This is a genomic window from Peptoclostridium acidaminophilum DSM 3953, assembly GCF_000597865.1.
GTDB classification, from domain to species: Bacteria; Bacillota; Clostridia; order Peptostreptococcales; family Peptostreptococcaceae; genus Peptoclostridium_A; species Peptoclostridium_A acidaminophilum.
Window position 1 is genome coordinate 160933 of sequence record NZ_CP007453.1, and the last position, 22595, is coordinate 183527.

General features: G+C 43.9%; 25 protein-coding genes. 24 read left to right on the plus strand and 1 reads right to left on the minus strand.

The window, feature by feature from the left end; all coding sequences use genetic code 11:
* Nucleotide 1 precedes the first annotated feature (1 nt).
* The 20 genes from metK (at nucleotide 2) to EAL2_RS15875 (ending at nucleotide 14286) form a co-directional block, all read left to right on the plus strand.
* A complete protein-coding gene (gene metK, locus EAL2_RS11700) occupies nucleotides 2-1174 on the plus strand; it encodes a methionine adenosyltransferase (protein WP_025436566.1) in 1173 nt (390 codons plus the stop codon).
* 4 nt (nucleotides 1175-1178) lie between these two features.
* Complete coding sequence (locus tag EAL2_RS11705; RefSeq protein WP_051489297.1) at nucleotides 1179-2402, plus strand: site-specific DNA-methyltransferase; 1224 nt, start codon at nucleotides 1179-1181, stop codon at nucleotides 2400-2402.
* 84 nt (nucleotides 2403-2486) lie between these two features.
* Nucleotides 2487-3206 carry a hypothetical protein gene (locus EAL2_RS11710; protein ID WP_025436568.1) on the plus strand — a complete coding sequence of 240 codons (720 nt, stop codon included), beginning with the start codon at nucleotides 2487-2489 and terminating at the stop codon, nucleotides 3204-3206.
* A gap of 1 nt (nucleotide 3207) precedes the next feature.
* Nucleotides 3208-3435 carry a DUF4314 domain-containing protein gene (locus EAL2_RS11715; RefSeq protein WP_025436569.1) on the plus strand — a complete coding sequence of 76 codons (228 nt, stop codon included), beginning with the start codon at nucleotides 3208-3210 and terminating at the stop codon, nucleotides 3433-3435.
* A 20-nt stretch (nucleotides 3436-3455) separates the two neighbouring features.
* Nucleotides 3456-3941 (plus strand): DUF5049 domain-containing protein, encoded by a 486-nt coding sequence (locus EAL2_RS15920; protein WP_322787251.1) that lies wholly within the window; start codon nucleotides 3456-3458, stop codon nucleotides 3939-3941.
* 74 nt (nucleotides 3942-4015) lie between these two features.
* Nucleotides 4016-5617 carry a terminase large subunit gene (locus EAL2_RS11730; protein WP_025436570.1) on the plus strand — a complete coding sequence of 534 codons (1602 nt, stop codon included), beginning with the start codon at nucleotides 4016-4018 and terminating at the stop codon, nucleotides 5615-5617.
* A 195-nt stretch (nucleotides 5618-5812) separates the two neighbouring features.
* The gene (locus EAL2_RS11735; protein WP_025436571.1) at nucleotides 5813-6442 is read left to right on the plus strand and encodes a hypothetical protein; all 630 of its coding nucleotides are present in this window, start codon (nucleotides 5813-5815) and stop codon (nucleotides 6440-6442) included.
* 74 nt (nucleotides 6443-6516) lie between these two features.
* Nucleotides 6517-7746 (plus strand): phage portal protein, encoded by a 1230-nt coding sequence (locus tag EAL2_RS11740; RefSeq protein WP_041693259.1) that lies wholly within the window; start codon nucleotides 6517-6519, stop codon nucleotides 7744-7746.
* The gene (locus EAL2_RS11745; RefSeq protein ID WP_025436572.1) at nucleotides 7747-8457 is read left to right on the plus strand and encodes a head maturation protease, ClpP-related; all 711 of its coding nucleotides are present in this window, start codon (nucleotides 7747-7749) and stop codon (nucleotides 8455-8457) included.
* Between the two features lie 12 nt (nucleotides 8458-8469).
* Nucleotides 8470-9666: a phage major capsid protein gene (locus EAL2_RS11750; protein ID WP_025436573.1), complete on the plus strand. Its 1197-nt coding sequence runs from the start codon at nucleotides 8470-8472 to the stop codon at nucleotides 9664-9666.
* A 9-nt stretch (nucleotides 9667-9675) separates the two neighbouring features.
* A complete protein-coding gene (locus tag EAL2_RS11755) occupies nucleotides 9676-9897 on the plus strand; it encodes a Head fiber protein (RefSeq protein ID WP_025436574.1) in 222 nt (73 codons plus the stop codon).
* Between the two features lie 18 nt (nucleotides 9898-9915).
* A complete protein-coding gene (locus EAL2_RS11760; RefSeq protein WP_025436575.1) occupies nucleotides 9916-10191 on the plus strand; it encodes a head-tail connector protein in 276 nt (91 codons plus the stop codon).
* A gap of 143 nt (nucleotides 10192-10334) precedes the next feature.
* Nucleotides 10335-11255: a nuclease-related domain-containing protein gene (locus tag EAL2_RS11765; protein ID WP_025436576.1), complete on the plus strand. Its 921-nt coding sequence runs from the start codon at nucleotides 10335-10337 to the stop codon at nucleotides 11253-11255.
* Nucleotides 11256-11336: 81 nt separating this feature from the next.
* A complete protein-coding gene (locus EAL2_RS11770) occupies nucleotides 11337-11663 on the plus strand; it encodes a phage head closure protein (RefSeq protein WP_025436577.1) in 327 nt (108 codons plus the stop codon).
* Nucleotides 11656-12054, plus strand: coding sequence for an HK97-gp10 family putative phage morphogenesis protein (locus EAL2_RS11775; RefSeq protein WP_025436578.1), 399 nt, complete (start codon nucleotides 11656-11658; stop codon nucleotides 12052-12054). Before EAL2_RS11770 ends, EAL2_RS11775 begins: the two co-directional genes overlap by 8 nt.
* Entirely contained in the window at nucleotides 12047-12382 is a 336-nt protein-coding gene (locus EAL2_RS11780; RefSeq protein ID WP_025436579.1) for a hypothetical protein, read from the plus strand. Before EAL2_RS11775 ends, EAL2_RS11780 begins: the two co-directional genes overlap by 8 nt.
* Nucleotides 12383-12952 (plus strand): major tail protein, encoded by a 570-nt coding sequence (locus tag EAL2_RS11785; RefSeq protein WP_025436580.1) that lies wholly within the window; start codon nucleotides 12383-12385, stop codon nucleotides 12950-12952.
* 84 nt (nucleotides 12953-13036) lie between these two features.
* A complete protein-coding gene (locus EAL2_RS11790; protein WP_025436581.1) occupies nucleotides 13037-13720 on the plus strand; it encodes a hypothetical protein in 684 nt (227 codons plus the stop codon).
* A gap of 48 nt (nucleotides 13721-13768) precedes the next feature.
* Nucleotides 13769-14092, plus strand: coding sequence for a hypothetical protein (locus tag EAL2_RS11795; protein WP_025436582.1), 324 nt, complete (start codon nucleotides 13769-13771; stop codon nucleotides 14090-14092).
* Nucleotides 14093-14160: 68 nt separating this feature from the next.
* The gene (locus EAL2_RS15875; RefSeq protein WP_278246855.1) at nucleotides 14161-14286 is read left to right on the plus strand and encodes a hypothetical protein; all 126 of its coding nucleotides are present in this window, start codon (nucleotides 14161-14163) and stop codon (nucleotides 14284-14286) included.
* A 137-nt stretch (nucleotides 14287-14423) separates the two neighbouring features.
* Here the strand turns inward: EAL2_RS15875 and EAL2_RS11800 are convergent, their stop codons facing one another.
* Nucleotides 14424-15716 carry an IS110 family RNA-guided transposase gene (locus tag EAL2_RS11800; protein ID WP_038601674.1) on the minus strand — a complete coding sequence of 431 codons (1293 nt, stop codon included), beginning with the start codon at nucleotides 15714-15716 and terminating at the stop codon, nucleotides 14424-14426.
* Between the two features lie 386 nt (nucleotides 15717-16102).
* On the opposite strand from EAL2_RS11800, the gene EAL2_RS11805 reads away from it, so the two are divergent.
* Genes EAL2_RS11805 through EAL2_RS11820 form a run of 4 tightly spaced genes read left to right on the plus strand, consistent with a single transcriptional unit; the run spans nucleotide 16103 to nucleotide 22569 of the window.
* Entirely contained in the window at nucleotides 16103-17983 is a 1881-nt protein-coding gene (locus EAL2_RS11805) for a phage tail tape measure protein (protein ID WP_025436583.1), read from the plus strand.
* 14 nt (nucleotides 17984-17997) lie between these two features.
* Nucleotides 17998-18804, plus strand: a complete 807-nt coding sequence (locus EAL2_RS11810) for a phage tail family protein (protein ID WP_025436584.1) — start codon at nucleotides 17998-18000, stop codon at nucleotides 18802-18804.
* Between the two features lie 16 nt (nucleotides 18805-18820).
* Nucleotides 18821-19684 (plus strand): hypothetical protein, encoded by an 864-nt coding sequence (locus EAL2_RS11815; RefSeq protein ID WP_025436585.1) that lies wholly within the window; start codon nucleotides 18821-18823, stop codon nucleotides 19682-19684.
* Between the two features lie 14 nt (nucleotides 19685-19698).
* Entirely contained in the window at nucleotides 19699-22569 is a 2871-nt protein-coding gene (locus tag EAL2_RS11820) for an IPT/TIG domain-containing protein (protein ID WP_025436586.1), read from the plus strand.
* Nucleotides 22570-22595: the final 26 nt, after the last annotated feature.

A 22595-nucleotide genomic window follows, 5' to 3' on the forward strand; every position in this document is an offset into this window, starting at 1 on the left:
CATGGAAACTAGATACCTAACAGCAGAAAGTGTATGTGAAGGCCATCCAGATAAGCTCTGCGACCTTATAGCCGACAGTGTCCTGGACACTTGTTTGCGCAAGGACCGTGCTTCCCGCGTGGCTTGTGAAGTAATGGCAACAAAGGGAAAGATAATCGTAGCGGGCGAAATCACCTGTAGCGGTAAAGTTGATATCAAAAGAATAGTAAGATCCACTCTCCAAAATGTCGGATATGACCCAAGGAAGTTTCAAATACTTGTTTTTGTCCATAAACAAAGCCCAGATATCGCCAAGGGCGTGGATAATGCCTTAGAAGCAAGAAGCGGTGACACCTCCTGGTATAACACGCTGGGCGCTGGAGATCAGGGGACTATGTACGGCTATGCTACCAATGAAACAAGGCAGATGCTGCCTCTCCCTGTGGTTCTGGCCAATAGAATCACTAAGCGACTTGACCGGGTCAGACACGACGGACTTATCAAGGGAATCAAACCAGATGGTAAGGCTCAGGTTACTGTGGAATACAAAGACGGGAAACCAAGCAGAGTCAAAACCATCATCGTCTCCGTGCAGCATGAGGCGTCAAAGACACTAGATGAGCTGAGTAAAGACATACATACTCATGTCCTCTGGAAATGCTTCGAGGACTTCCCCTTTGATGAAAACACAGAAATCCTGATCAACCCATCTGGCCGATTTGTGGAAGGTGGACCTGCAGCAGATACTGGACTTACAGGCAGAAAGCTTATGGTTGACACCTACGGTGGCCTTGCTGCCCATGGTGGTGGAGCCTTTTGCGGGAAAGACCCTACAAAGGTTGACAGGTCAGCTGCCTACATGGCCAGGAATATTGCCAAGCACATCGTTTGGTGCGGACTTGCAGAACGCTGCCAGATCAATATCGCCTATGCCATTGGAAAAGCTGATCCCGTATCTGTCGAGGTCGATACTTTCGGGACTGGTAAGGTTTCAGATGAGATGCTTCAAAAAGCGATCCTTGAAGTCTGGTGCCTTCGCCCAGCTGCTATCATCGAGCTACTCAACCTGAGATTTCCACGATATGCCGAAACGGCTGTCTATGGGCATTTCTCATCCTGCCTATACCCTTGGGAGGATGTTAGCAAGTACAAGGAATTGAAAGAGGCGGTGATGAAGCTTGAGCAAGACAACTAGTGACATGAAGCTAGTGCCAATTCAGGAATTGGTGCCATATGTAAACAACGCAAGGACTCACTCGCCTGCACAGATCACGAAGCTACGTTCGAGCCTTCGTGAGTTCGGATTCGTCAATCCCATAATTGTGGATCGGGACTATAGTGTAATAGCTGGCCATGGCCGACTGCTTGCAGCCAAGGAAGAAGGCTTCAACGAAGTGCCTTGTGTGTTTGTTGACTACCTGAGCGAAGCCCAAAAGAAAGCCTATATCATAGCTGACAACCGTTATGCAGAGGATGCTGGCTGGGATGAGGAGCTTTTAAGACTCGAGATTGAAAGTCTCCAAGGCATGGAATTCGATGTAGGTCTTCTCGGATTTGAGGCAGCTGAACTCAATAAGCTCCTAACCACTGAAGGTGATGTGAAAGAAGACGACTTCGATGTAGATGCAGAGCTACAAGAGCCTGCAATCACTAAAGCCGGAGATGTATGGCTTCTTGGAAGACACAGGCTGGTCTGCGGCGACAGCACAAAGCCTGAAACCTACAAAATCCTCATGGATGGTAAGAAAGCAAACCTAGCAGTGACCGATCCTCCTTACAACGTTAATTACGAAGGAGCAGCCGGAAAAATCAAAAACGACAACATGGCTAATGAAGCGTTCTACTCTTACCTCTTCGATGCATTCAAAAACATGGAAGAGGTAATGGCTCAGGACGCTTCTATTTATGTTTTCCATGCAGACACTGAAGGCTTAAATTTCAGAAAGGCCTTCTCGGATGCGGGCTTTTATCTTTCCGGCACTTGCATCTGGAAAAAACAGAGTCTTGTCCTGGGCAGAGCCCCTTACCACTGGCAACATGAACCGGTGCTCTTTGGATGGAAGAAAAAAGGTAAACACATGTGGTATTCAGACCGCAAGCAGTCGACCATCTGGGAGTACGACAAGCCTAAGAAAAACGGAGACCACCCTACTATGAAACCAGTAGCCCTTATAGCCTATCCCATAACTAACTCCAGCATGTCAGGTTGCATCGTCCTCGATCCCTTTGGAGGCTCGGGATCGACCCTTATTGCCTGCGAACAAACGGACCGCATATGCTACACCATTGAGCTTGATGAAAAATTCTGTGATGTCATTGTTAAAAGGAGCCTCCAGCAGTTTGGTTCTGATGATCAGGTTTTCCTCCTACGCGATGGAGTAAAAAAAGCATATAGTGAAGTAGTAAAAAATACTGATATTTAGCCGTAAAAGCAACAGAATTAACTTGCTATTACACTCGGTTAGAGTGATATATGTGATAACCCAAAAAGAAAGGTGGTTAAGCATATGGAAATTAAATTCAACTGCACAAGCACCGAGCGTAAGGCTTTAGTCAGCGCCATTGGCGAACTGCTGGAGATAAAACCAGCATATCAAGGAGCACCAAGCTTCGCCTTCAAAATTGGAGGATTCATGGTAGACAAAAACAGTGAGCTTTTCTTCGATGAGCAAATCGACATCAGCGAAGTTGAGCTGCTCATCGAAAGGCTCGCAGAGCGCGGTTTTGAAGCTGAGGTTACAGAAAACCTTCAAGAGAAGGCTGCCTTAGAAGAAGTCAACGAGCCAACACCCAACAAGGATAAAATCAATGATCTCGTAATTGAACTGCCAAGGGCAGCATTTACAGATAGCAGCTTTGCGAACCTAACACGGCTATTGGAAAGCAAGGAAGAACTCATCCAGAAGGCCCTCGGACTTGAGAAGCTGCCCGTTGAGATTACAGATGAAAAGGTCAGCTTCCCGTGGTTTTCATTTCCGATAAGTCCCGAGGAAATAAAGGCCTACTCCCACTTCATATACTCCCTTGCAAAACTATCCAAGGAACAAAAAAGGGTCACTGCAAAGGCCAAGGAAATCGAAAATGAGAAATATGCCTTCCGATGCTTTCTTCTAAGACTTGGCTTCATAGGTGATGAATATAAAGCAGAGCGAAAAATCCTACTCTCCAAGCTGACAGGCAGCTCGGCTTTTAAAAGCGGCGAAACCAAGCAAAATGAGGCTGAATAGCATGCGACCTATACATCCTAAAAGACTGCAGCAGCTTAAAAACAGCTTTGCACCTGGAACCAGGGTGAGGCTGCTTTACATGAATGATCCCTACACCAAACTCAGCTCCGGTGAACTTGGAACGGTAATCGGAGTCGATGACATTGGAACCATTCACGTTTCCTGGGACTGCGGCTCAAGCCTTGGCGTAGCATATGGCGAAGATTCCTGCGAAATAGTAAAAGACTAAGTCCGACAAAGGGGGACAAAATGAAAGCGCATTTTGTTAGAAAAGCCAGTACCATAGACGACCTGAAGGGCTATGAAATGGAACGCGGCAGTAAGTTTGTTATTGAGGAAGTCGTTGAGCTTGAGCCAGATGAGTTCAACATATTTTCTAAGAACCTTTTAGATGACCATGATTTCATTGCTAAGCGTCTAGACAAGATGTTCATAGATGCTGACAATGTCTGGCACTGCCTTCTAGTCAAAGCAAAAAATGCAGATGAAGGCATACTAATTGAAAGCGAAAACTATGAGTACGCACGGTATTCATCCTACTATCCCGGTATAACAACCCCAAAACAGCAGCTAATTAAGCAGATTTTAGCCATCAGGGAAACTGGCGAGGCCAATATGTTCGACACCCTGATGGTCCAGCGGATGGCTTATGAGCGAGGTTATTTCGAGCTTGTGACCTTCATTGAAGAATACAAGAAAGACTACTGCCACTTTATTCTCACCGGTGAATTATAAAATCCTAGCAATGACATACAAGAAGCCTTTCGGGGCTTCTTTTGTCTTTCAAAGGTTGAAGGAGGTGACCGCATATACGAAGGCTTAAGAAGTACAAACCAACTAGATTTATGAGTAAAGACTCTTATTATGACAAAGAATCCGCAGATTATGCGGTAGGTTTCATCGAATGTTTGTCTCACACAAAAGGGACATGGTCAGGCAAAGCATTTGAGCTTATTGACTGGCAGGAGCAAATCATCCGAGACGTTTTTGGAACCATCAAGGCCAACGGATATCGGCAGTTCAATACAGCTTACGTGGAGATCCCCAAGAAGATGGGCAAATCTGAGCTGGCCGCTGCTATAGCGCTCCTTCTCACCTGTGGCGATGGTGAAGAAAGGGCTGAGGTTTACGGATGCGCAGCCGATCGAAATCAGGCATCCATCGTCTTTAATGTGGCGGCTGACATGGTGAGACTATGCCCGGCACTATCAAAGAGAGTGAAAATACTTGATTCACAAAAGAGATTGATTTATTTGCCGACAGGAAGTATCTATCAGGTGCTTTCCGCAGATGTTTCAAACAAGCATGGATTCAATACTCACGGCGTTGTTTTTGATGAGCTCCATACTCAGCCCAATCGAAAGCTTTTTGACGTCATGACCAAAGGCAGCGGCGATGCAAGAACTCAGCCGCTTTATTTCTTGATAACAACAGCTGGTAACGATACAAACAGTATCTGCTATGAAATCCATCAAAAGGCACTAGACATTATTGATGGTAGAAAAATCGACCACACCTTCTATCCTGTGATTTATGGAGCGGATGAAGCCGATGACTGGACTGATCCAAAGGTCTGGAGAAAAGCAAATCCGTCGCTGGGAATCACTGTTGGAATAGATAAAGTTAAGGCTGCTTGTGAAAGCGCAAAGCAAAACCCTGCCGAAGAAAACAGCTTCAGGCAGCTTAGACTTAATCAATGGGTCAAGCAGGCAGTCCGTTGGATGCCCATGGACAAGTGGGACAAATGCTCCTACTCTGCTGACCCGGATTCACTTGCTGGCCGCGTATGCTATGGCGGGCTTGATCTTTCAAGCACAACGGACATTACTGCCTTTGTACTGGTCTTTCCACCAAAAGACGAGGCTGACAAGTATGTCGTCCTTCCATACTTTTGGATACCAGAAGAAAATATGAGTCTGCGTGTTAGGCGTGACCATGTACCTTATGACATTTGGGAAAAACAAGGATTCCTGCAGACCACCGATGGCAACGTTGTTCACTATGGCTTCATTGAAACTTTCATAGAAAAACTGGGAGAGAAATACAACATAAGAGAAATCGCATTTGATAGGTGGGGCGCAGTGCAGATGGTGCAAAATCTGGAGGGAATGGGCTTTACAGTGGTTCCGTTCGGCCAAGGCTTCAAAGACATGTCCCCTCCAACAAAAGAACTCATGAAACTGACGTTGGAAGAAAAGCTCTCCCATGGAGGGCATCCAGTGCTTCGCTGGATGATGGACAACATCTTTATCCGAACTGATCCAGCGGGGAACATCAAGCCAGACAAGGAAAAAAGCACTGAAAAAATCGATGGAGCGGTAGCTATGATAATGGCTTTGGATAGATCAATAAGGAATGAAGGTATTAGTGGCAAGTCGGTGTATGATGAGAGAGGAATACTAGTTTTATAGTTAAAATGAATGGCTTAATTAAAATGGGAATGTATTTTTAGGGATGAGTTTGTTTATAATATTGAATTCTGAGAAACACTTCTATACAATCGAGTTAAGAGCAAGTATAAACCTTTGCGCTTGAATTGTTTTATATACAAAAGGATTAATTGCGAGAACACCGCTAGGTAATAGCGACAAGGAGTGATTTGGATAATGCTTGATATTGATCATGTGCTAGGGATGTTGTTTTCTGAGAATCGTATATTTGTATCAGAGGCTGATTTTCAGTTCGCATTAGCATGGAAAATAAAAGAACTCTATCCTGATTTATCAATCAGATTAGAGTATATACCATGGGATTTTGATAAGTCCATGCATATTGATATTGTTATATTCAAAGAAAATAGGATGGTAGCTATCGAGTTGAAGTACAAGACAAAGCAAAAAAGCATGATCTTTAATGGTGAAACTATCTCGTTAAAAGGTCATTCTGCTCAAGATTGTGGTAGATATGATTTTCTATACGATATTCAAAGAATGGAAAGCATTATGGAAAGCAATTATAAAGTTGAAAATGCTTACGCAATAATGCTGACCAATGATTCAGGATATTGGAATAAGTCAAATAGAACGGGAACCAATTCGCCTCCTGCTGATGATGAGTTTCGTATTCATGAGGGAGCAGTAGTATCCGGTAGATGCAGTTGGAAAAGTCATGCAGGAGCTGGAACTCGCAAAAATAGAGAGAAGGATATTCAGCTTAAAAATACATATGAGGTTAAGTGGAAAGAATATCTACCAGTTTCAGAGTGTCTATTCAAATATACAATTATTTCAATTTGATTTGAATGTTAGACCGCATCTCCATACGAGATGCTTTTTTCATGCCCATTTTCAGGAGGTGAAGGCATTTGAAAATACCCATAATATCAAAGATTTTCAGGTCAAGGGCAGACCCGACAAATACCGCATGGCAAAGCGCCTACAGTTTCTTCTTTGGTCCTACATCAAGTGGCAAGATAGTCAATGAAAGAACTGCCATGCAGACAACGGCTGTGTATTCGTGCGTGAGAATCTTGGCTGAAACCATAGCGTCACTCCCACTGCATACTTACAGAAGAACAGAAAGAGGCAAGGAAAAAGCATCAGACCACCATCTATACTATCTGCTCCATGATGAGCCAAACCCTGAGATGACTTCATTTGTGTTTAGAGAAACACTCATGGGTCATCTTTTGCTTTGGGGGAATGCATACGCTCAGATTATCAGGGATGGCAGGGGGAAAGTAGTGGCGCTTTATCCTCTAATGCCTGATAAGATGTCAGTCCATAGAAGCGATAATGGCGAAATTTATTACAGCTATAGCAAGGAAGGCAGGGAGCACACCCTTCGCTATTGGGAAGTGCTGCACATTCCAGGTCTTGGTTTTGACGGACTTGTAGGGCATTCCCCAATAGCTATGGCTAAAAATGCAATAGGCATGGCAATAGCTACGGAAGAGTATGGAGCAGCCTTTTTCAACAACGGGGCCAATCCCGGAGGAGTGCTTGAGCATCCCGGAATTTTAAAGGATCCTGCCAAGGTTAGAGACAGCTGGAACAGCGTTTATGGAGGAAGCGGGAATGCCCACAAAGTGGCTGTTCTTGAGGAAGGTATGAGCTTCAAGCCTATTGGAATACCTCCGGAGCAGGCACAGTTCTTGCAGACCAGGAAGTTTCAAATAAACGAAATTGCCCGTATATTCAGGATTCCGCCCCATATGATAGGGGACCTTGAAAAGTCCAGCTTTTCAAACATAGAGCAGCAGTCGCTGGAATTTGTGAAATACACCCTAGATCCTTGGGTGGTCCGACTGGAGATGGCCATGAAAAAAGCTCTATTGTCTCCAGTCGAAAAGAAGGATTACTTTATAAAGTTCAACGTTGACGGACTTCTTCGTGGAGACTATGCATCGAGGATGCAGGGCTACAGCATAGGTATTCAAAACGGATTTTTAAGCCCTAATGATGTAAGAGCGCTGGAGGACATGAACACCATCGAGCATGGAGATGTGTATGCAGTCAACGGCAACATGCTGAAGCTCGAAGACATAGGCGCTTACGCCAAGAAGGAACTAAATAGTGAAGGGGAAGGAGGAAAAGAATAGATGAAGTTTTGGAACTGGATAAAAAACGAAGATGGAAGAACCCTATATCTTGACGGCTACATAGCCCAGGAGAGCTGGTTTGAGGACGAAGTGTCTCCAAAGGAATTTAGAGCCGAGCTTGAATCGGCCAAGGATGACATAATTCTTTGGATCAACTCGCCAGGTGGCGACTGCTTTGCCGCCAGCCAGATATATACAATGCTGAAGGAATATCCGGGCAAGGTCAGCGTCAAAATTGACGGAATAGCGGCCAGCGCAGCATCAGTTATTGCAATGTCGGGAGACGAGGTGCTGATGTCTCCAACATCAATGCTCATGCTCCATAACCCGAGCACTTTTATATGGGGAGAGGAAGCCGACATGAAGCGCGGAATTGAAATGTTCTCAGAGGTGAAGGAGAGCATTATCAATGCGTATGAAGCAAAGACTGGTCTTTCGAGACAAGAAATCTCGCAGATGATGGACAGGGAAACGTGGATGAGTGCCAACAAGGCCCAATTAATGGGATTTTGCGACAAGGTGCTCTATACAGAGAATGAAGCAGTGCCTGAAGCCTTGATGAATGGTTTTATGTTCGACAAGGTCACTGTCACAAACAATTTTATGGGAAAATTCCAAAAGATGAAAAAGAAGGATGAAGCGCAAATAAAAGAATTTCTAGTTGGAACCCCATACGACTATCTGGCCAAAAGGCTGGAGCTACTTAAATAGGAGGCATGTTAAATGAATAAAGTACTAGAATTAAGAGAAAAAAGAGCAAAGGTTTGGGACGCGGCCAAGGCGTTTTTGGACAGCAAAAGAGGTGAAAATGGCCTGCTATCTGCAGAAGACACGGCTACTTATGAAAAAATGGAAGCAGATGTATTGGCACTTGGGAAAGAAATCGAAAGACTTGAAAGGCAAGCTGCGCTTGATTTGGAGCTTTCAAAGGCTATCAGCAGCCCTATAACATCTGCACCGAGCAGTCAAATAGAGCCTGAAAAGCAGGGAAGAGCATCAAAGGAATACACTAATGCCTTCTGGAATGCTATGAGAAGCAAGGGAGGCTATGATGTTCAAAATGCCCTCAAGATTGGAACTGATGCGGAGGGCGGCTACCTTGTGCCTAATGAATTTGAAAAAACACTTATTCAGGCGCTAAATGATGCAAACACCATGAGAACACTTGCAAAAGTCATCACAACCTCTTACGGAGACAGACAGATTCCGGTGGTATCTTCTAAAGGAACAGCTTCTTGGATTGAAGAGGGGGCAGCCTTCAGCGAGAGCGATGACGCTTTTGGTCAAGTGATCCTGGGAGCTCACAAGCTGGGAACCATAATAAAGATTTCAGAGGAACTTCTAAATGACAGCGTCTTCAACCTGGAGCAATACATCGCCACTGAATTCGCAAGAAGAATAGGATCAAAAGAGGAAGAGGCCTTTTTTGTCGGGGATGCATCAGGAAAGCCAACGGGAATTTTCAATTCAACCGGAGGGGCGCAGATTGGCATTACAGCTGCCAGCAGTACAGCTATAAAGCTTGACGAAGTGATAGATCTTTTCTACTCACTCAAGTCACCATACAGGGAAAAAGCCACGTTCGTAACAAATGATGCGACGGTAAAAGAGATAAGAAAGCTTAAAGACGGAAATGGTCAGTACCTATGGACTCCTTCTCTCGTAGCTGGGGAGTCTGACACGATCCTGAATAGGCCGGTAAAAACGTCGGTATACGTTCCAACTATCGAAGCCGGATCAAAGGTTATGGCATTTGGAGACTTCTCGTACTACTGGATAGCAGACAGGCAAGGAAGATCATTCCAAAGGCTAAACGAGCTGTATGCGGCAACAGGGCAGGTAGGATTTAAGGTGACACAAAGAGTTGATGGAAAGCTGACTCTCCCAGAAGCTATTAAAGTTCTCCAGATGAAAGCGTAGGTGAACAGGATGAGTAATGTAAAAAACTATACGGAGCAAGGCGGAGAAAAGACTGTAATAGGAGGAGTGCTTGAAATTGCAGAGGGTGGGCAGGTTGTGGGTCTGCCCTCTGACTTTACGCCTGCCGCATTCCAAGCAGACAGCGTTGCAACTACAATCGCAGGACTGGTAGTCGATTTTAATGCTTTGCTTGCCAAACTGAAAGCAGCAGGACTCATGGTATCTGAGTAATGAAAGGGGGTGGGCGTATTGGTCGTTACACTTGAAGAAGCCAAGCTGTATCTAAGGGTTGATGGTGATGAGGATGATACGCTCATCGCTAATTTTATAAATGCCGCACAAGAGCTTTGTGAAGGCATACTTCGCTATCCGCTTTCTGAGTTTATAGTAATACCGGAGGCTGTAAAACAATCTATGCTTTATGCAATAGCCAATCTTTATGAGCAACGCGAGAACATGGACATGAAATCTGTAATTGATGTTATGACCAGGCTTCTGTTTGCTTATCGCAAAGATGGATGGTAGAGCAATGAATGGAATACCTAAGATATAGTTGATAGAAAACTTCCAATATTGGTATATATAAACCAATGGCTGTCTATTTAAAGCAAGGAAACGTTTAATAGACAGAGCAATATAAATATTTCTTAGACTACGAGGTGTTAGGTATGCCAGCAAAACTAGCTCAGCAGGATAAAGAGGTTAGGAAGCTATTCTATGAAAAAATAAATGCAAAAGTTCAAGAAGAAAAAAATGAAATGAACGAAAGAATAGAAAAAAAGGTGGCACCTATTTTTGCAAAAATAATTAAGCCTATTGCAGGGGTCGTATTTGATGTGAATAGGATTAAGCAAAATGAAAAAGGTGAGAATGGAGAAATTTCTGCTGAAAATGGGTTGTTCTGTCTTTTAAGTTCAGACCACGTATTAATGAGTGACATCGTATTGGAAGTCGAGCCGGATGAGTTTATACAGCTTGATCACTTGGTGATTTCAAAAGCCGGCATATTCATAATTGAAACGAAGAAATGGGGCGGCGCATATAAGGCATACCGTGACAAGTGGTATGTTAAGAAAGATACCGGCTGGGAACCATGCAAGAGCCCTACTATGCAGAACAAAAGGCATCATAAACTACTGAAAAAATGGATGCAGCAGAATATAGGTGAAAACGCGTTTGTTGAAAACAATATGTATCCGCTTATCATATTTTACAGCTCATGGCTTAGAACCAATGAGTGTTCTATGCCGATTTTTGAAAGCTCGATAAATGCATCTTTTCACATCAAGTCATTCAAGGAAAATGTGATTAGTGAAGAACTTATATCAGAGATAGTAAATAAAATAAAATACGCCAAGCCTTTGAACTATCAGGAATGGGAGGAAAAAACCACGCCCAAGTATACCATTGAAGAAGGTAAAACCAGATACGGCAAGTCATTTGTACGAGTAACAGGAAGTATGGAAGATGCAGTTTCGGTTGCAGATGATTATTCAAGACAGGGTTTTAAAGTGAGCGAGGTAAAAGCGGATAAAAAAGATGAACAGGTTAAATATTTTTATATCTCTAAGATGGAAAACACAGAATAGAGCTTAAAAAGAGTCATTTCATTGGACATATACCGTGGAATGGCTCTTTTGTGTATACGGAATGTAAATGGTGGTGAAGGTGTGGAAATCGGTAAATTAAGCAAAAGAATACTAATTCAAAAATGTATTCCTAACCTAAATGAAAACGGCTTTGAAAGCGAGACATTGGAGGATTACAAAACTGTGTGGGCGTCAGTTTCTAACCTGCATGGCAAGGAATATTTCGCAGCCAGGGCGGTTCAAGAGGAAAATACAGTTAAGTTTACAATCAGATACCTTGCAGGTCTTGACCAGAGGATGAAGATTCTATTTCAAGGTAAAGCCTACAACATCACAGCTATCGATAACATCAAATATAGGAATAGATATATTGAGATTAAGGCGACGGAGGTGGAGTCTGGTGGCTAAGATTGAACTGGAAGGGATGCAGGAGCTCATAGACAAGGTCAACAAGCTTGGCAGCAAGGGTGAAGTAATTAAAAAGCGTGCCCTTGATAAAGCAGGAAACCTTGTAAAAGAGAGCATGGAGCAAAAAGCGCCAAGATCCGAGCTAACCAAAAGGCACATGGCGGACAACATTAAAGTATCGGACATTGAACAAGAAAACGGCATGGATTTCGTCAAAATTGGGCCGAATAAGGGTGATAACTCCGAATTCTTTTATTCGAAATTTTCGGAGTGGGGGACTTCGAAGATACCGGCTCAGCACTGGGCGGAAAAATCCGTGTTGGAGAACAAGAAAAAGATAAACGACGTAATAAAAGAGGAGCTGGAAAGGGGGCTGGGTGAGCTTGATTAATAAACTGGTTATTGATACTCTAAAGCCCCTCGGCATTCCAGTAGGATTTCAAAAGTGTACAGGAACAGCACAAACGTACATCACGTTTCATGAGTATCTTCAGTCGGGAGAAGAATTCGAAGAAGACACGGAGGCTTTTACAGGCCATTACGTTCAAGTGGATGTGTGGTCAAAGACAGATTACACAGCTTTAGTTAGGAACATAAAAGCCCTGCTAATTATTGCTGGATTTAAGAGATTAGATGAGGTAGATCTTTACGAATCTGATACCAGTTTATATCACAAAGGGATCAGATTTTTTTATTTGGAATCAAAGGAGGTCGATTAGATGGCAAGACAAATAGGACTTAGAGATATTCACATTGCTTTGCTAACCAAGGATGATGGTACTGGAGTAACATATGACACTCCAGCCAAGCTTGAGCGGGCAATAAGCGCAAAGCTCTCACCGAAGGCCAATTCAGAGAGCATATATTCTGATGATACGGTCGAGGACATAATAACTGCGTTTGAAGGAGTGGATGTTGAGATTGAAATCAACCAGCTCTCGCTTGAAAGCAGGGCAAAACTGCAAGGTTCCAAGGTGGTTAAGGGGGTGCTGATTGAAAGCAAGGATGACATGCCGCCAACACTGGCACTAGGCTTTAAATCCAAGAAAAACAACGGCAAATACCGATATGTATGGCTTTTAAAAGGCAAGTTCGAACTGGCATCCGACGAATACGACACAGAGGCGGAAAAGCCCCAGCCTAAGAGCGCAAAGCTTAAGGGTACATTCTTTGCGAGAGATAACGATGGAAACTACCGCTTTATTGCAGATGAAGATGCAACGGGAATTGATCAAACGATAATTTCTGCATGGTTTACTGCAGTGCCGGCAGAGCCGTTAGCTCCATAAAAATGTTAGCCTTATGACTCTCAGTGGTATTATTTAGTAGAAAGGTAATATTTCTACAATTATATCTACTGTGGGAGGAGTACAATGAATAAGATAGAATTTGATGAAATAAAAGATATTTTTCGTGGCTATAGAGTTTGGTCAGATGGTAGAGATATCCTATGGTATCAAAAAGCCTGGTTGGCATTAGAAAAAGAAGGGTTAACATCATATGAAAACGCAATAGACAGAGCCAAGGTGCTTATCAGAGCTTACACATTAATGATGATTTATAAAGAGTTTTGCGAATTAGAGTTTGATGAGTATTTTGATTACGAATTTTATGATTGGGAAGGAGAATCAGGACTAAGTCCATTTCGAATAGGGCAACTAGTCAGCAAGACATTGGAGAATAAAGATTATTCCGACTATGATGAATACAATGAGTATAAAGTATTGGAAAATGCTTTTATTGATCTTGTAGACAGCGAGAGAGGCAAGGTTGTAGACGCTTTGATTAAAAACTCCGGAGAAGGCAGAGAAAGCACTATTCTGGTTTCGATGTATTTAACATGCGTTGACGTGTCCAGATATGAAGACGATTGGCTTGATACGGACGAAGATGATGAGGAAATAACAGAAGAAGAAGCTACTGAAGAAGAAATGAGTGAGTACGAGAAATATGAAAAAGATATTGAAAAATACTATGGCGAAATTGTAAACGATGTCACATTTGGGAATTTGGCGGCTTTCAGCTGGCTTCAAGAAGGAACATATAGAATAAGATAGAAATTAAGTCGAGACCCTTTCTGGGTCTTTTTTATTGGAGGCGATGACTTGAAAGCATCAGAACTAAAAAACAAAGGAATTAAATTTAAACTCGGAGCAAAGGAGTACGAGCTCAAATTCAACATGAACACTTTCTGCGAACTTGAGGAGATATACGGAGACATTGGCGAGGCGTTCGAAGATCTACAAAACATGAAAATCAAGGCTATAAGGGCGCTGATTTATGCAGCAGTCAAAGTTGAAAATGATTCAGTCACGCTAAAAGAGGTGGGGGAGCAACTAGGCCTTAATGATCTAGAAAGACTAGGAAATGCAATTAACGAAGCCTTGAACATATCAATGCCCGAGGTGGAAGAAAAGCTGGGGGAATAGAAAGCCATACTAGTCAAGGAAATTGGGACTGGGAATGGCTTTTTTATTTGGGAACAAACTTGCTCAAAATGACAGAAGAACAGTTTTGGAACAGCACACCCAAGAAGCTACAAGCTCTATTCAAAGTATACAAGGTAGTCCATGGAATGGATGAAACCAAGGAGCTTGATTACATAGACAACATAATGTTTTAGAGACCAGCTAGTTATTGTCAACGGTTAATACGAAAAAATATTTGATTTGTTGCTGTCCTAAAAAAGGGTAACCTAAATAAACGTAAATCCATTGGATTTTCGAACAAGTGGTAGTTATGCATATGTCGGACGTGTATTTATGCAGCCATCTGAGTTGGTCTTTTATATTGCTTGCAATGCTCCTGAGGTGAACGGAGCTCAAAACCCTTTTCATCACGAAGGACTGCAAATATGATGTTACAAATTTTGTGCATGATAGCACCAAGAGCAACCATCTTAGGTTTCTGAGCGGCTTTTTTCATGTAGTAATCGCAAAGATACGGATTGATTGCTTCACCATCTCGTTTCCTGCGGATAGAAGCCAATGCAACAGCGAAAATAGCGCGTCTGGCAATTCTGGAGCCACGTTTGGACATATGGACATCAGTGCCGTTGAAGTTGCCGGACTGGTTTACCTCAGGATCCAGGCCAAAGAAGGCAAAAAGCTGTTTAGGACTCCTAAAGGTTGAGAAATCGCCAATCTCACACATGATGGTTACAGCAGAAAGAAATCCAACGCCTTTGATGGAGTTAAGCCATGAAATCTGTTTGACAAATTCCTCATTCTTATTGAAGGCAACCAATTGCTGGATACGCTCCATAATGGAGTTAATGGCACAAGCCAATCGTTCAATCAGATCAAGCGTCAGTGAAATATTGAAGTAGACACTTTCAATCTGGCAGCCAAAGGATTTAGCAGCTAGCGCGGCCTGATAAAGCTTTTCATAACGATCAGTAGCTTTGGAGATACCTTTTCTTGAAGCTTTTGAGATTTTAGAAATCATGGTTTTTTTATGGCCGCGAAGTATTTTATCCGGAGTACCATACTGGCGAAGAATCATGGTGGATGTGGTGCCGGTAATATCGTTGAAAATACCAATGTACTGTGGAAACACAGTATGCAGATAGCCCTTTAGCCTGTTGATATGAGCAGATTTTTCATCCGTAAGGTCATAGTATTTTCGAGTGAGGGTGCGAAGCTCAAGAACGAGCTTTGCTGGAAACTGAGAAACCGGCAAATCATGAGAAAGACCAAGTTTGGCAATACCGAGAGAATCGATTTTATCATTTTTCACTTTTCTAATGCTTGCATTTTTCACAGAATGTGTGATAATAGGATTGATTATGGACACGTCAAAGCCAGAATCAACCAAGAAGCAGAAGAGTGGGAAATGATAAATCCCTGTGGATTCCAGAAATATTCGACATTTCATGGAATACAGCTCTTCTGCTTTTTTTAGTGCAGAAACAGCCTTTTCCAAGGAATTCGAGTTGTTATGTGTGATCTTAAAAGGTTTTTGGATTGCAGTCCCGCTCTGGTCGACGATGGACATCCAGCTGAAGGCTGAACCGACATCGATACCAGCGGACAGATAATTACGGTTATTCATAGTAAACTCCTTCCGATAGGGTTCCATAAACAACAATGAATACACAACCTGGCATGTGATACGGGTATAGCTTAAGGGCTCCCAACCAGCCTAAAACATAAATTTTCATTGAATGGAATGACTGTCTTAGTTACGGGTATCGTTGAACGAGAGTCAACTCCCTAGGAGGTGAACGTCCTTTTCCCTATCCAATGGAAAATGATACCTTATGTAGCAGACAAAGTCTAGGAGTAAGTAACTATACAAAAATCTTGAAACTTTAAACACGTATCAATGGTTGGATGACATATCCGAGGAGAACCCTCTTACCAACCTTGATATAGATTAGAAATGATGTAGAAGACTACTATTTGTCTATGACTGCATCATACCAGGAGGTGATGCAAATGGCAAGAGACAGTAGTAGCGTGGTTGCTAGAGTAGGACTCGATGACAGGGGTTTTCAAGAAGGCGTCAGCAAGATACAAAGAAGCCTGAAAGTGGTACAGAGTGAATTTGCAGCCGCAAGCTCAAAGCTTGGAGACTTTGGAAAATCTACTGAGGAATTAAAGCTAAAATCAGACAGCCTCAATAAGCAAGTGGAGCTACAAAAGGAAAAAGTGGCGGCATTAAGCAGGAGCTATCAGGAGAGCGTAGAGAAAAAGGGCGCAGACGCCAAGGCAACAGAAAATCTAAAGATTAAGCTAAATTACGCCAATGCAGAGCTCGGAAAAATGCAGCAAGAGCTCAAAGAGACAACAAACGAGCTCAAGATCAAAAGCTCTGCGTGGCACAAGCTCTCCGAAAGCATGGACAAGGCTGGAGAAAAGATGAAATCCATGGGCGACAAGATGTATTCAGTAGGCAGCAAGCTATCTACTGCTGTCACCTTGCCGATTGTAGGCATAGGCAGTGCCGCCACTAAAATGGCCATGGAAGCAGTGGAATCAGAAAATCTCTTTGATGTTGCAATGGGCTCTATGGCTGGGCAGGCTAGAGCGTGGTCTGAGGAGACATCAAAGGCTCTTGGGCTTAACGCGTATAGTGTTAGAAACAGCATGGCCACATATAACGCCATGCTCACATCCATGGGGCTCACATCAGATGAGTCCTTGAAGATTTCAGAGAGCCTGACTCAGCTTTCATATGACATGGCATCCTTCTACAACCTAAAGCCGGAAGAAGCATTTGAAAAACTAAAGTCAGGAATCTCAGGAGAAGCGGAGCCCCTAAAGGCGCTGGGTATCCTGGTTAACGATACAACCATAAAGACATACGCATACACACATGGTATCGCCAAGCAAGGCGAAGAGCTGACGGAGGCTCAAAAGGTGCAGGCAAGATACGGAGCAATAATGGAGGCCACCAAGAACGCACAGGGCGACCTTGCCAGAACAATGGACAGCCCCACAAACAAACTCAGGATAATGAAGGAGCAGGCGCAGCAGATAGGCATACAATTCGGCCAGCTTTTAATACCTATACTTGAAAAACTCATAGCAGTCATAAAGCCTTTGCTGGATAGATTCCAAGGGCTTTCAAAAGAGCAGCAGGACATGGTAATTAAAATCGCCATGATTGCAGCAGCCATAGGACCTGTAATTGCTGTGATTGGGAAGGTGGTGGCCATTGTCGGGGCAGTATCTTCGGCATTTGGCGCAGCATCAGGAGCCATAGCAGCAGCCGGAGGCGCCTTTGCCATAATAACAGGCCCTGTTGGAATAGCAGTCGGAGTCATAGCAGGGCTTATCGCTATAGGTGTAGCGCTCTATAAAAACTGGAGCACCATAAAATCGACAGCAGCAACTGTCTGGAATGGAATAAAGACAGCTATTGAAAATCCGATAAACGCCGCAAAGAACACAGTGAGAAATGCAGTGGATTCTATCAGAAACTTCTTTAAAAATCTCAAGATACCGGAGATAAAAATACCCAAGATAAAGCTGCCTCACTTTGAACTGAAGGGCAAATTCAGCCTAAGCCCTCCGCAGGTACCGAAGCTAAATGTAAACTGGTACTCAAGCGGAGGCATATTCAGCAGCCCTAGCATCATAGGAGTCGGAGAAGCCGGAAAGGAAGCTGTGGTCCCAATTGACAAGCTGGACGAGATTATCGCAAGATCACTTGAAAAGGCAGGAATAAGAGCAGATTTTAATGGGCAGGAAAGCATTTCAAAAAATAACAGCATCACTAATAACTATGAAATCACAATCAACAATCCAAAGCCTGAAGCGGCGCCTGACAGCACCAGAAGAGTACTTCTTCGCCAGTCTTACGGGCTAGGATAACGGGAGGTGATAATGTGTCAGGTCAGAAATGGAGCTTTGCAGGAGTCGATTTAAATACAAAAGGATGGTCCGTTATTGAAGTGCCTGAAGGTATAGGGACAGTCGGACTTAGAGGCAGCAATATACAAATACCATTCCAGGACGGCAAGCACTGGATCAAAAAGCGCTACGAAGAAAGGATAGTAATGCTGCCTATGTGGGTCAGAGGATTGGATCCTGTAACAGGGAAAGTGCCAAGCGGAGTAAGCTTGGATGAACAGCTTTATGAGAACATAGACTTTCTAAGCAGGCTATTTGGCAAAAGAGGAGAGCATACTCTTAAAAGAACACTTCCAGATGGGTCGGAAAGGGAAGCACTGGCAGAGGTGTATAAGCAGGTCAACTTTGTAAAAAGCATGCCCGGTTATGCCAAATTTGCCGTTGAATTCTTGCTTTCGGATCCGTTTTTCTATGATACTCAGAAAACGCAGGAGACTAAACAGGTCAGCAATACTTCTTACGAGTGGACTCATAACAATCCGGGAACGGCTCCGGCTACAGACGTTGTAATTACTCTTAGCGGGCCCATGGAATCCCCAAAACTCGAGTGCCTTGGCAGCAATTTATGGCTTCAGTTTCAAGGTAGCATAGGCAGCGGGGAGAGCGTGGTTATAAATGCTGGTGATTTCACATGCAAGAAAGGATCTTCTAACATGATTTCTGCAATAAAGCATGGGGGAGATGCCTGCTGGTTCATTCTCGAGTCAGGATACAACCAACTGCGAATAAGTGGAGCTTCTGGCGGCAGCGTAAAGCTCGAATACTATCCGGCATATTTTTAAGAAATGAGGTGATTTAATGTATCCAGCAGTTTTAGAACACAGGATAGCATATGACATAGATGGAACTGAAGTAGGTTATAGGTATATGAGCGATGTTTCGCTTTCTACTATATTTGGCAACGGCGTGAGCAGCTGGCTAGACAGCCAGAGCAAACAGAACCTAAACAGAGAAGACAGGGCTCAGGAATGGGGAAAGTACGACAATGATCCGGGCCTTGCTTTTTGGTTCTTTTTTCCTGAGCTAAGAGAGATTAATAAAATGGGCATTCAGTATCCTGCAAGTGGAATCAGCAATCCCACAGAAAGGCTTATTCAAGGCTCAGTAGATACGACAAACGGCATGGATGGAACCTGGGAAACGGCTGTGTATTCATATCCTACTCCCACTGCTGATTTGGACAACTGGAGAGACAGCATGTTTACAATATCCTTCTCAGGCCCAGTCAAAGCACTGCGTTTTGGGATAAGGCACTCAAGTGCAGCTGAAATAATAAAGGTCTGTGGCATTCACATATATGGCAGAAAAGCTGCAGGCGAGCAAGTAGATGATTTGGCTTTCTGCGATGCTTCGGGAAATGAGCTTACATCGCTAATCGACTGGGAAGATAGGCCTGAAGGAACTACTCAAATAAGATCAATCAAGATCAAGAATGCGAGTACGAGCAAAATAGCAAATGGCGTCAATTTGCAGCTAAATCACTCGGATTTTACCATGGCTTGGTCTTCTGATGGACCATGGCAGAGCGTACTTGACATTGCAAGCATAGGCCCTGGCAGTCTAAGCAGCACAGTCTACATCCGGAACGCCTTACTTCCTCCACTGCTGACACTCGGACCAAAGTCGGCCAGGATTATTGCCACAGTTGGCAGCTGGGCATAGGCAGGTGAACTAACATGGGCTTACCCGGAATAAATCTAGTTTCGCCAGGAGATCTATACAGCAGCACAGTCTTAACGTTGCACTTTGATGCGACATATACAGATAGCCTTGATAAGCTCGTAGCTACAGAGGTTATCATAGAAGTCGACAGCGTGAACACATTTGATAGCGCAGACAAGAAAAGCAGCACCTTTTATAACGTGGCGTCCGGAGCAACCTGCAGGGCAGCTTTTTCATTAACAAGTGGAACTTGGTTTTGGCGAGCTACAGCCACCAATGCAAGCGGCAGCACTACATCGCAGACGCGTTCATTCTCAGTTGATTATGTCTTAAAGCGAAGCTTGTATCAGATAGAAAACGTGGCAAAATTCGGGCCTGCCTGGACAAGAAAGCGGATGCTCCATCTGTTTGAAAACGTTGCAAAGTATGGTCCGGATTGGACCAAGGTGCGCGGCCTGTACAATTACGAGAACATAACAAGTGATCCGCCATTTCCATTCATAGAACGTTTGTCCACCACAAGGGCGGCTAAGGGAGCAGTTGTCACAGTATACGGTAATGGCTTTGGAGCAAAGGCAGAAACCGATACATCAAATACTGATAGGGCAGCAAGAGGCTATGGCGGACAGGTATACCTAGGCGAAATGCTCTGCAATGTCATCTCGTGGAGCTGGCAGCAGATTGTATTTCAAGTTCCCCAGGAAGCGGAAAACGGTGCTGTTAAGGTCAGACTTAATACTCCAAGTCCTCCCGGAATGCGAGACAGCAACGTAATCGGACTTGAAGTGTACGAATCGGAACCTGCGGATGATATAGGTATAGAGCTTTTTGTTTGCGGCAAGAATAATCCTAACACTATACTTTGCCAGCTTGACGGAGCAAGAAACAAGTCATTCCAGGTGCTTCTCAACAATCCCGGCAGCGGTAAGTTCTCAATAAGTAGATATGATGAAAAGGGAGGCAATCGTGAGTATGTGGCAGATCAAAACTACATCCTCTGCAGGCTCGACGGCGTTGACCTGTTCAAGTGGATCATAGAAGCTAGAAAGCCTTCGTATGTTGACGATAGCGAGCAGCAGATGATAGAGGTAAGCGGCAGAGGAGTCCTCTCGCTGCTTGAGAGGGCGGTTGTTTATCCAGAAGGAATGCCTAGTCCGGAGACGCTTGAGCGCAGCTTCACTGATATGCACGGTGGTGCGATTCTAAGACAGCTTATATTGGAAGCGCAGCAAAGAGGATGCCTCCCAGGAGTTGTTCTAGACTGGTCTGCAGACAAGGACTCGCTTGGCAATCCGTTTGAGGATATGAGCAACATATCCTTTCATGCGGGAACACCTATTTCACAGGTAATAACAAAGCTCAGCGAAGGCATGGGCCTTTTCGACATAGAGATGACCCCGAGCCTGCATCTGAGGCTCTATAAAGTCAAAGGCAGCGACAAGTACGATACGGTAAAATACCGTCCCGGTCAGGCTATCATAAGACACGAAAACCAAAGCGACAGCACTGGTGTGACAAATGCCTTGCTAGTGGAAGGAGAAGATGGCAGCCTTGTTGAGACTATGCACCCGACCAGCCAAAACGACTACGGAAGGCGGGAAGGATATCTTCAAGCCAGGAATATTGCAAGCGATTGGGCAAAGCTCCAAGACTACGGGCAGATGTTTCTAAGAAGCGCGGCACAGGTCAGCTGGGGTATACAGGGAACTGTGGTGAAATTCACAGACTCGCTCGGGAGCAAGCTAAAGCCTTTTGAAACATTTATGCACGGAGACTGGATAGGCTGGTACATACCTCCTGAAGGAATGGACACTGCGGGATTTGACGGCAAGGTGAGAGTCAAGGGAATAACCTGCGAGGAAGATAGTGAAACAGGATTTGTTAGGTATGTGCTAGAGCTTAACAACATAATGCTCGAACATGAAATTAAGATGGCACAGCTTGTTGAACGACTATCGATGTTTACAAAGGACAGCGTGCTGTCAAACCCGGCAACACAGACTCCTGCAAACATCAGCCACAATCACACGCATTCGACGCTGCTAGGCTTGGATGTGGACGACCATCTTCAGTATTACAACGAGGCAAGGCATGCGGCTGATTCGCACAGCAGCATACAGAGAGTATCAAGCATTAAAAGGTCGGGCGGAAACGCACTTACTGGGGATGTCACATTTATTGCTGGAAGCAACGTATCCATCTCACAAAATGATGCGCAAAAAAGTATTACAATTTCATCAAGCTCGGGCGGCAGTGGAACTAGTTATCAGAATCCCATAGACATTCCGCCATCAAATCCTCATAGCATGGATGATGAATTCGATGATGACACAATTGATGTAAGGTGGAACTGGGTAAACCAAGGATCGGGTGCAGTTACAGAGGAAAAAGGATATTTGAAAATATTGATTCCGGGCAACTCATCGGCACTTGTAAGAGGTGTTGTGCAGACAGCGCCAAGCGGAGACTTTACTGTTACGGCAAAGCTTCTAGGCAGCGATAAGGTGGGGTCGTATTTTAAATATGGCATAATTCTTTCGGAATCTCTAACTGGGAAGCAAAAGTTTTTGAACCTTGAATCAACAGGAGTCGACCAATCTCCAAACGTAATGTGGGAGGATTACAATACTTCAACAAGCAGAAACACATACTCGCGTTATGGCAAAGGATTCACTATCGGGTATCTTAGGGTAAAAATCTACAATGATGCTGGAACATGGAAGGCAAATCTTATGTATTCTCCAAATGGCATAGCATTCCCACAACATGCATCGGGGATAGTCGTGGGATTTAAGCCGGGTTATGTAGGGCTTGGAATAAATAATGAAAATGCTTCGTCAGCCTTTGCAGGATATTTTGATTGGATTAGAATCACAGAGCCTTAGGGCTCTTTTTTATTTTAGGAAGTAAG

Coding starts and splice junctions, on each gene's coding strand:
- EAL2_RS11710 (WP_025436568.1), top strand. CDS start 2,487: ATGGAAATTAAATTCAACTGCACAAGCACCGAGCGTAAGGCTTTAGTC.
- EAL2_RS15875 (WP_278246855.1), top strand. CDS start 14,161: ATGACAGAAGAACAGTTTTGGAACAGCACACCCAAGAAGCTACAAGCT.
- EAL2_RS11785 (WP_025436580.1), top strand. CDS start 12,383: ATGGCAAGACAAATAGGACTTAGAGATATTCACATTGCTTTGCTAACC.
- EAL2_RS11765 (WP_025436576.1), top strand. CDS start 10,335: ATGCCAGCAAAACTAGCTCAGCAGGATAAAGAGGTTAGGAAGCTATTC.
- EAL2_RS11705 (WP_051489297.1), top strand. CDS start 1,179: ATGAAGCTAGTGCCAATTCAGGAATTGGTGCCATATGTAAACAACGCA.
- EAL2_RS11715 (WP_025436569.1), top strand. CDS start 3,208: ATGCGACCTATACATCCTAAAAGACTGCAGCAGCTTAAAAACAGCTTT.
- metK (WP_025436566.1), top strand. CDS start 2: ATGGAAACTAGATACCTAACAGCAGAAAGTGTATGTGAAGGCCATCCA.
- EAL2_RS11790 (WP_025436581.1), top strand. CDS start 13,037: ATGAATAAGATAGAATTTGATGAAATAAAAGATATTTTTCGTGGCTAT.
- EAL2_RS15920 (WP_322787251.1), top strand. CDS start 3,456: ATGAAAGCGCATTTTGTTAGAAAAGCCAGTACCATAGACGACCTGAAG.
- EAL2_RS11805 (WP_025436583.1), top strand. CDS start 16,103: ATGGCAAGAGACAGTAGTAGCGTGGTTGCTAGAGTAGGACTCGATGAC.
- EAL2_RS11755 (WP_025436574.1), top strand. CDS start 9,676: ATGAGTAATGTAAAAAACTATACGGAGCAAGGCGGAGAAAAGACTGTA.
- EAL2_RS11735 (WP_025436571.1), top strand. CDS start 5,813: ATGCTTGATATTGATCATGTGCTAGGGATGTTGTTTTCTGAGAATCGT.
- EAL2_RS11800 (WP_038601674.1), bottom strand. CDS start 15,716: ATGAATAACCGTAATTATCTGTCCGCTGGTATCGATGTCGGTTCAGCC.
- EAL2_RS11750 (WP_025436573.1), top strand. CDS start 8,470: ATGAATAAAGTACTAGAATTAAGAGAAAAAAGAGCAAAGGTTTGGGAC.
- EAL2_RS11745 (WP_025436572.1), top strand. CDS start 7,747: ATGAAGTTTTGGAACTGGATAAAAAACGAAGATGGAAGAACCCTATAT.
- EAL2_RS11815 (WP_025436585.1), top strand. CDS start 18,821: ATGTATCCAGCAGTTTTAGAACACAGGATAGCATATGACATAGATGGA.
- EAL2_RS11820 (WP_025436586.1), top strand. CDS start 19,699: ATGGGCTTACCCGGAATAAATCTAGTTTCGCCAGGAGATCTATACAGC.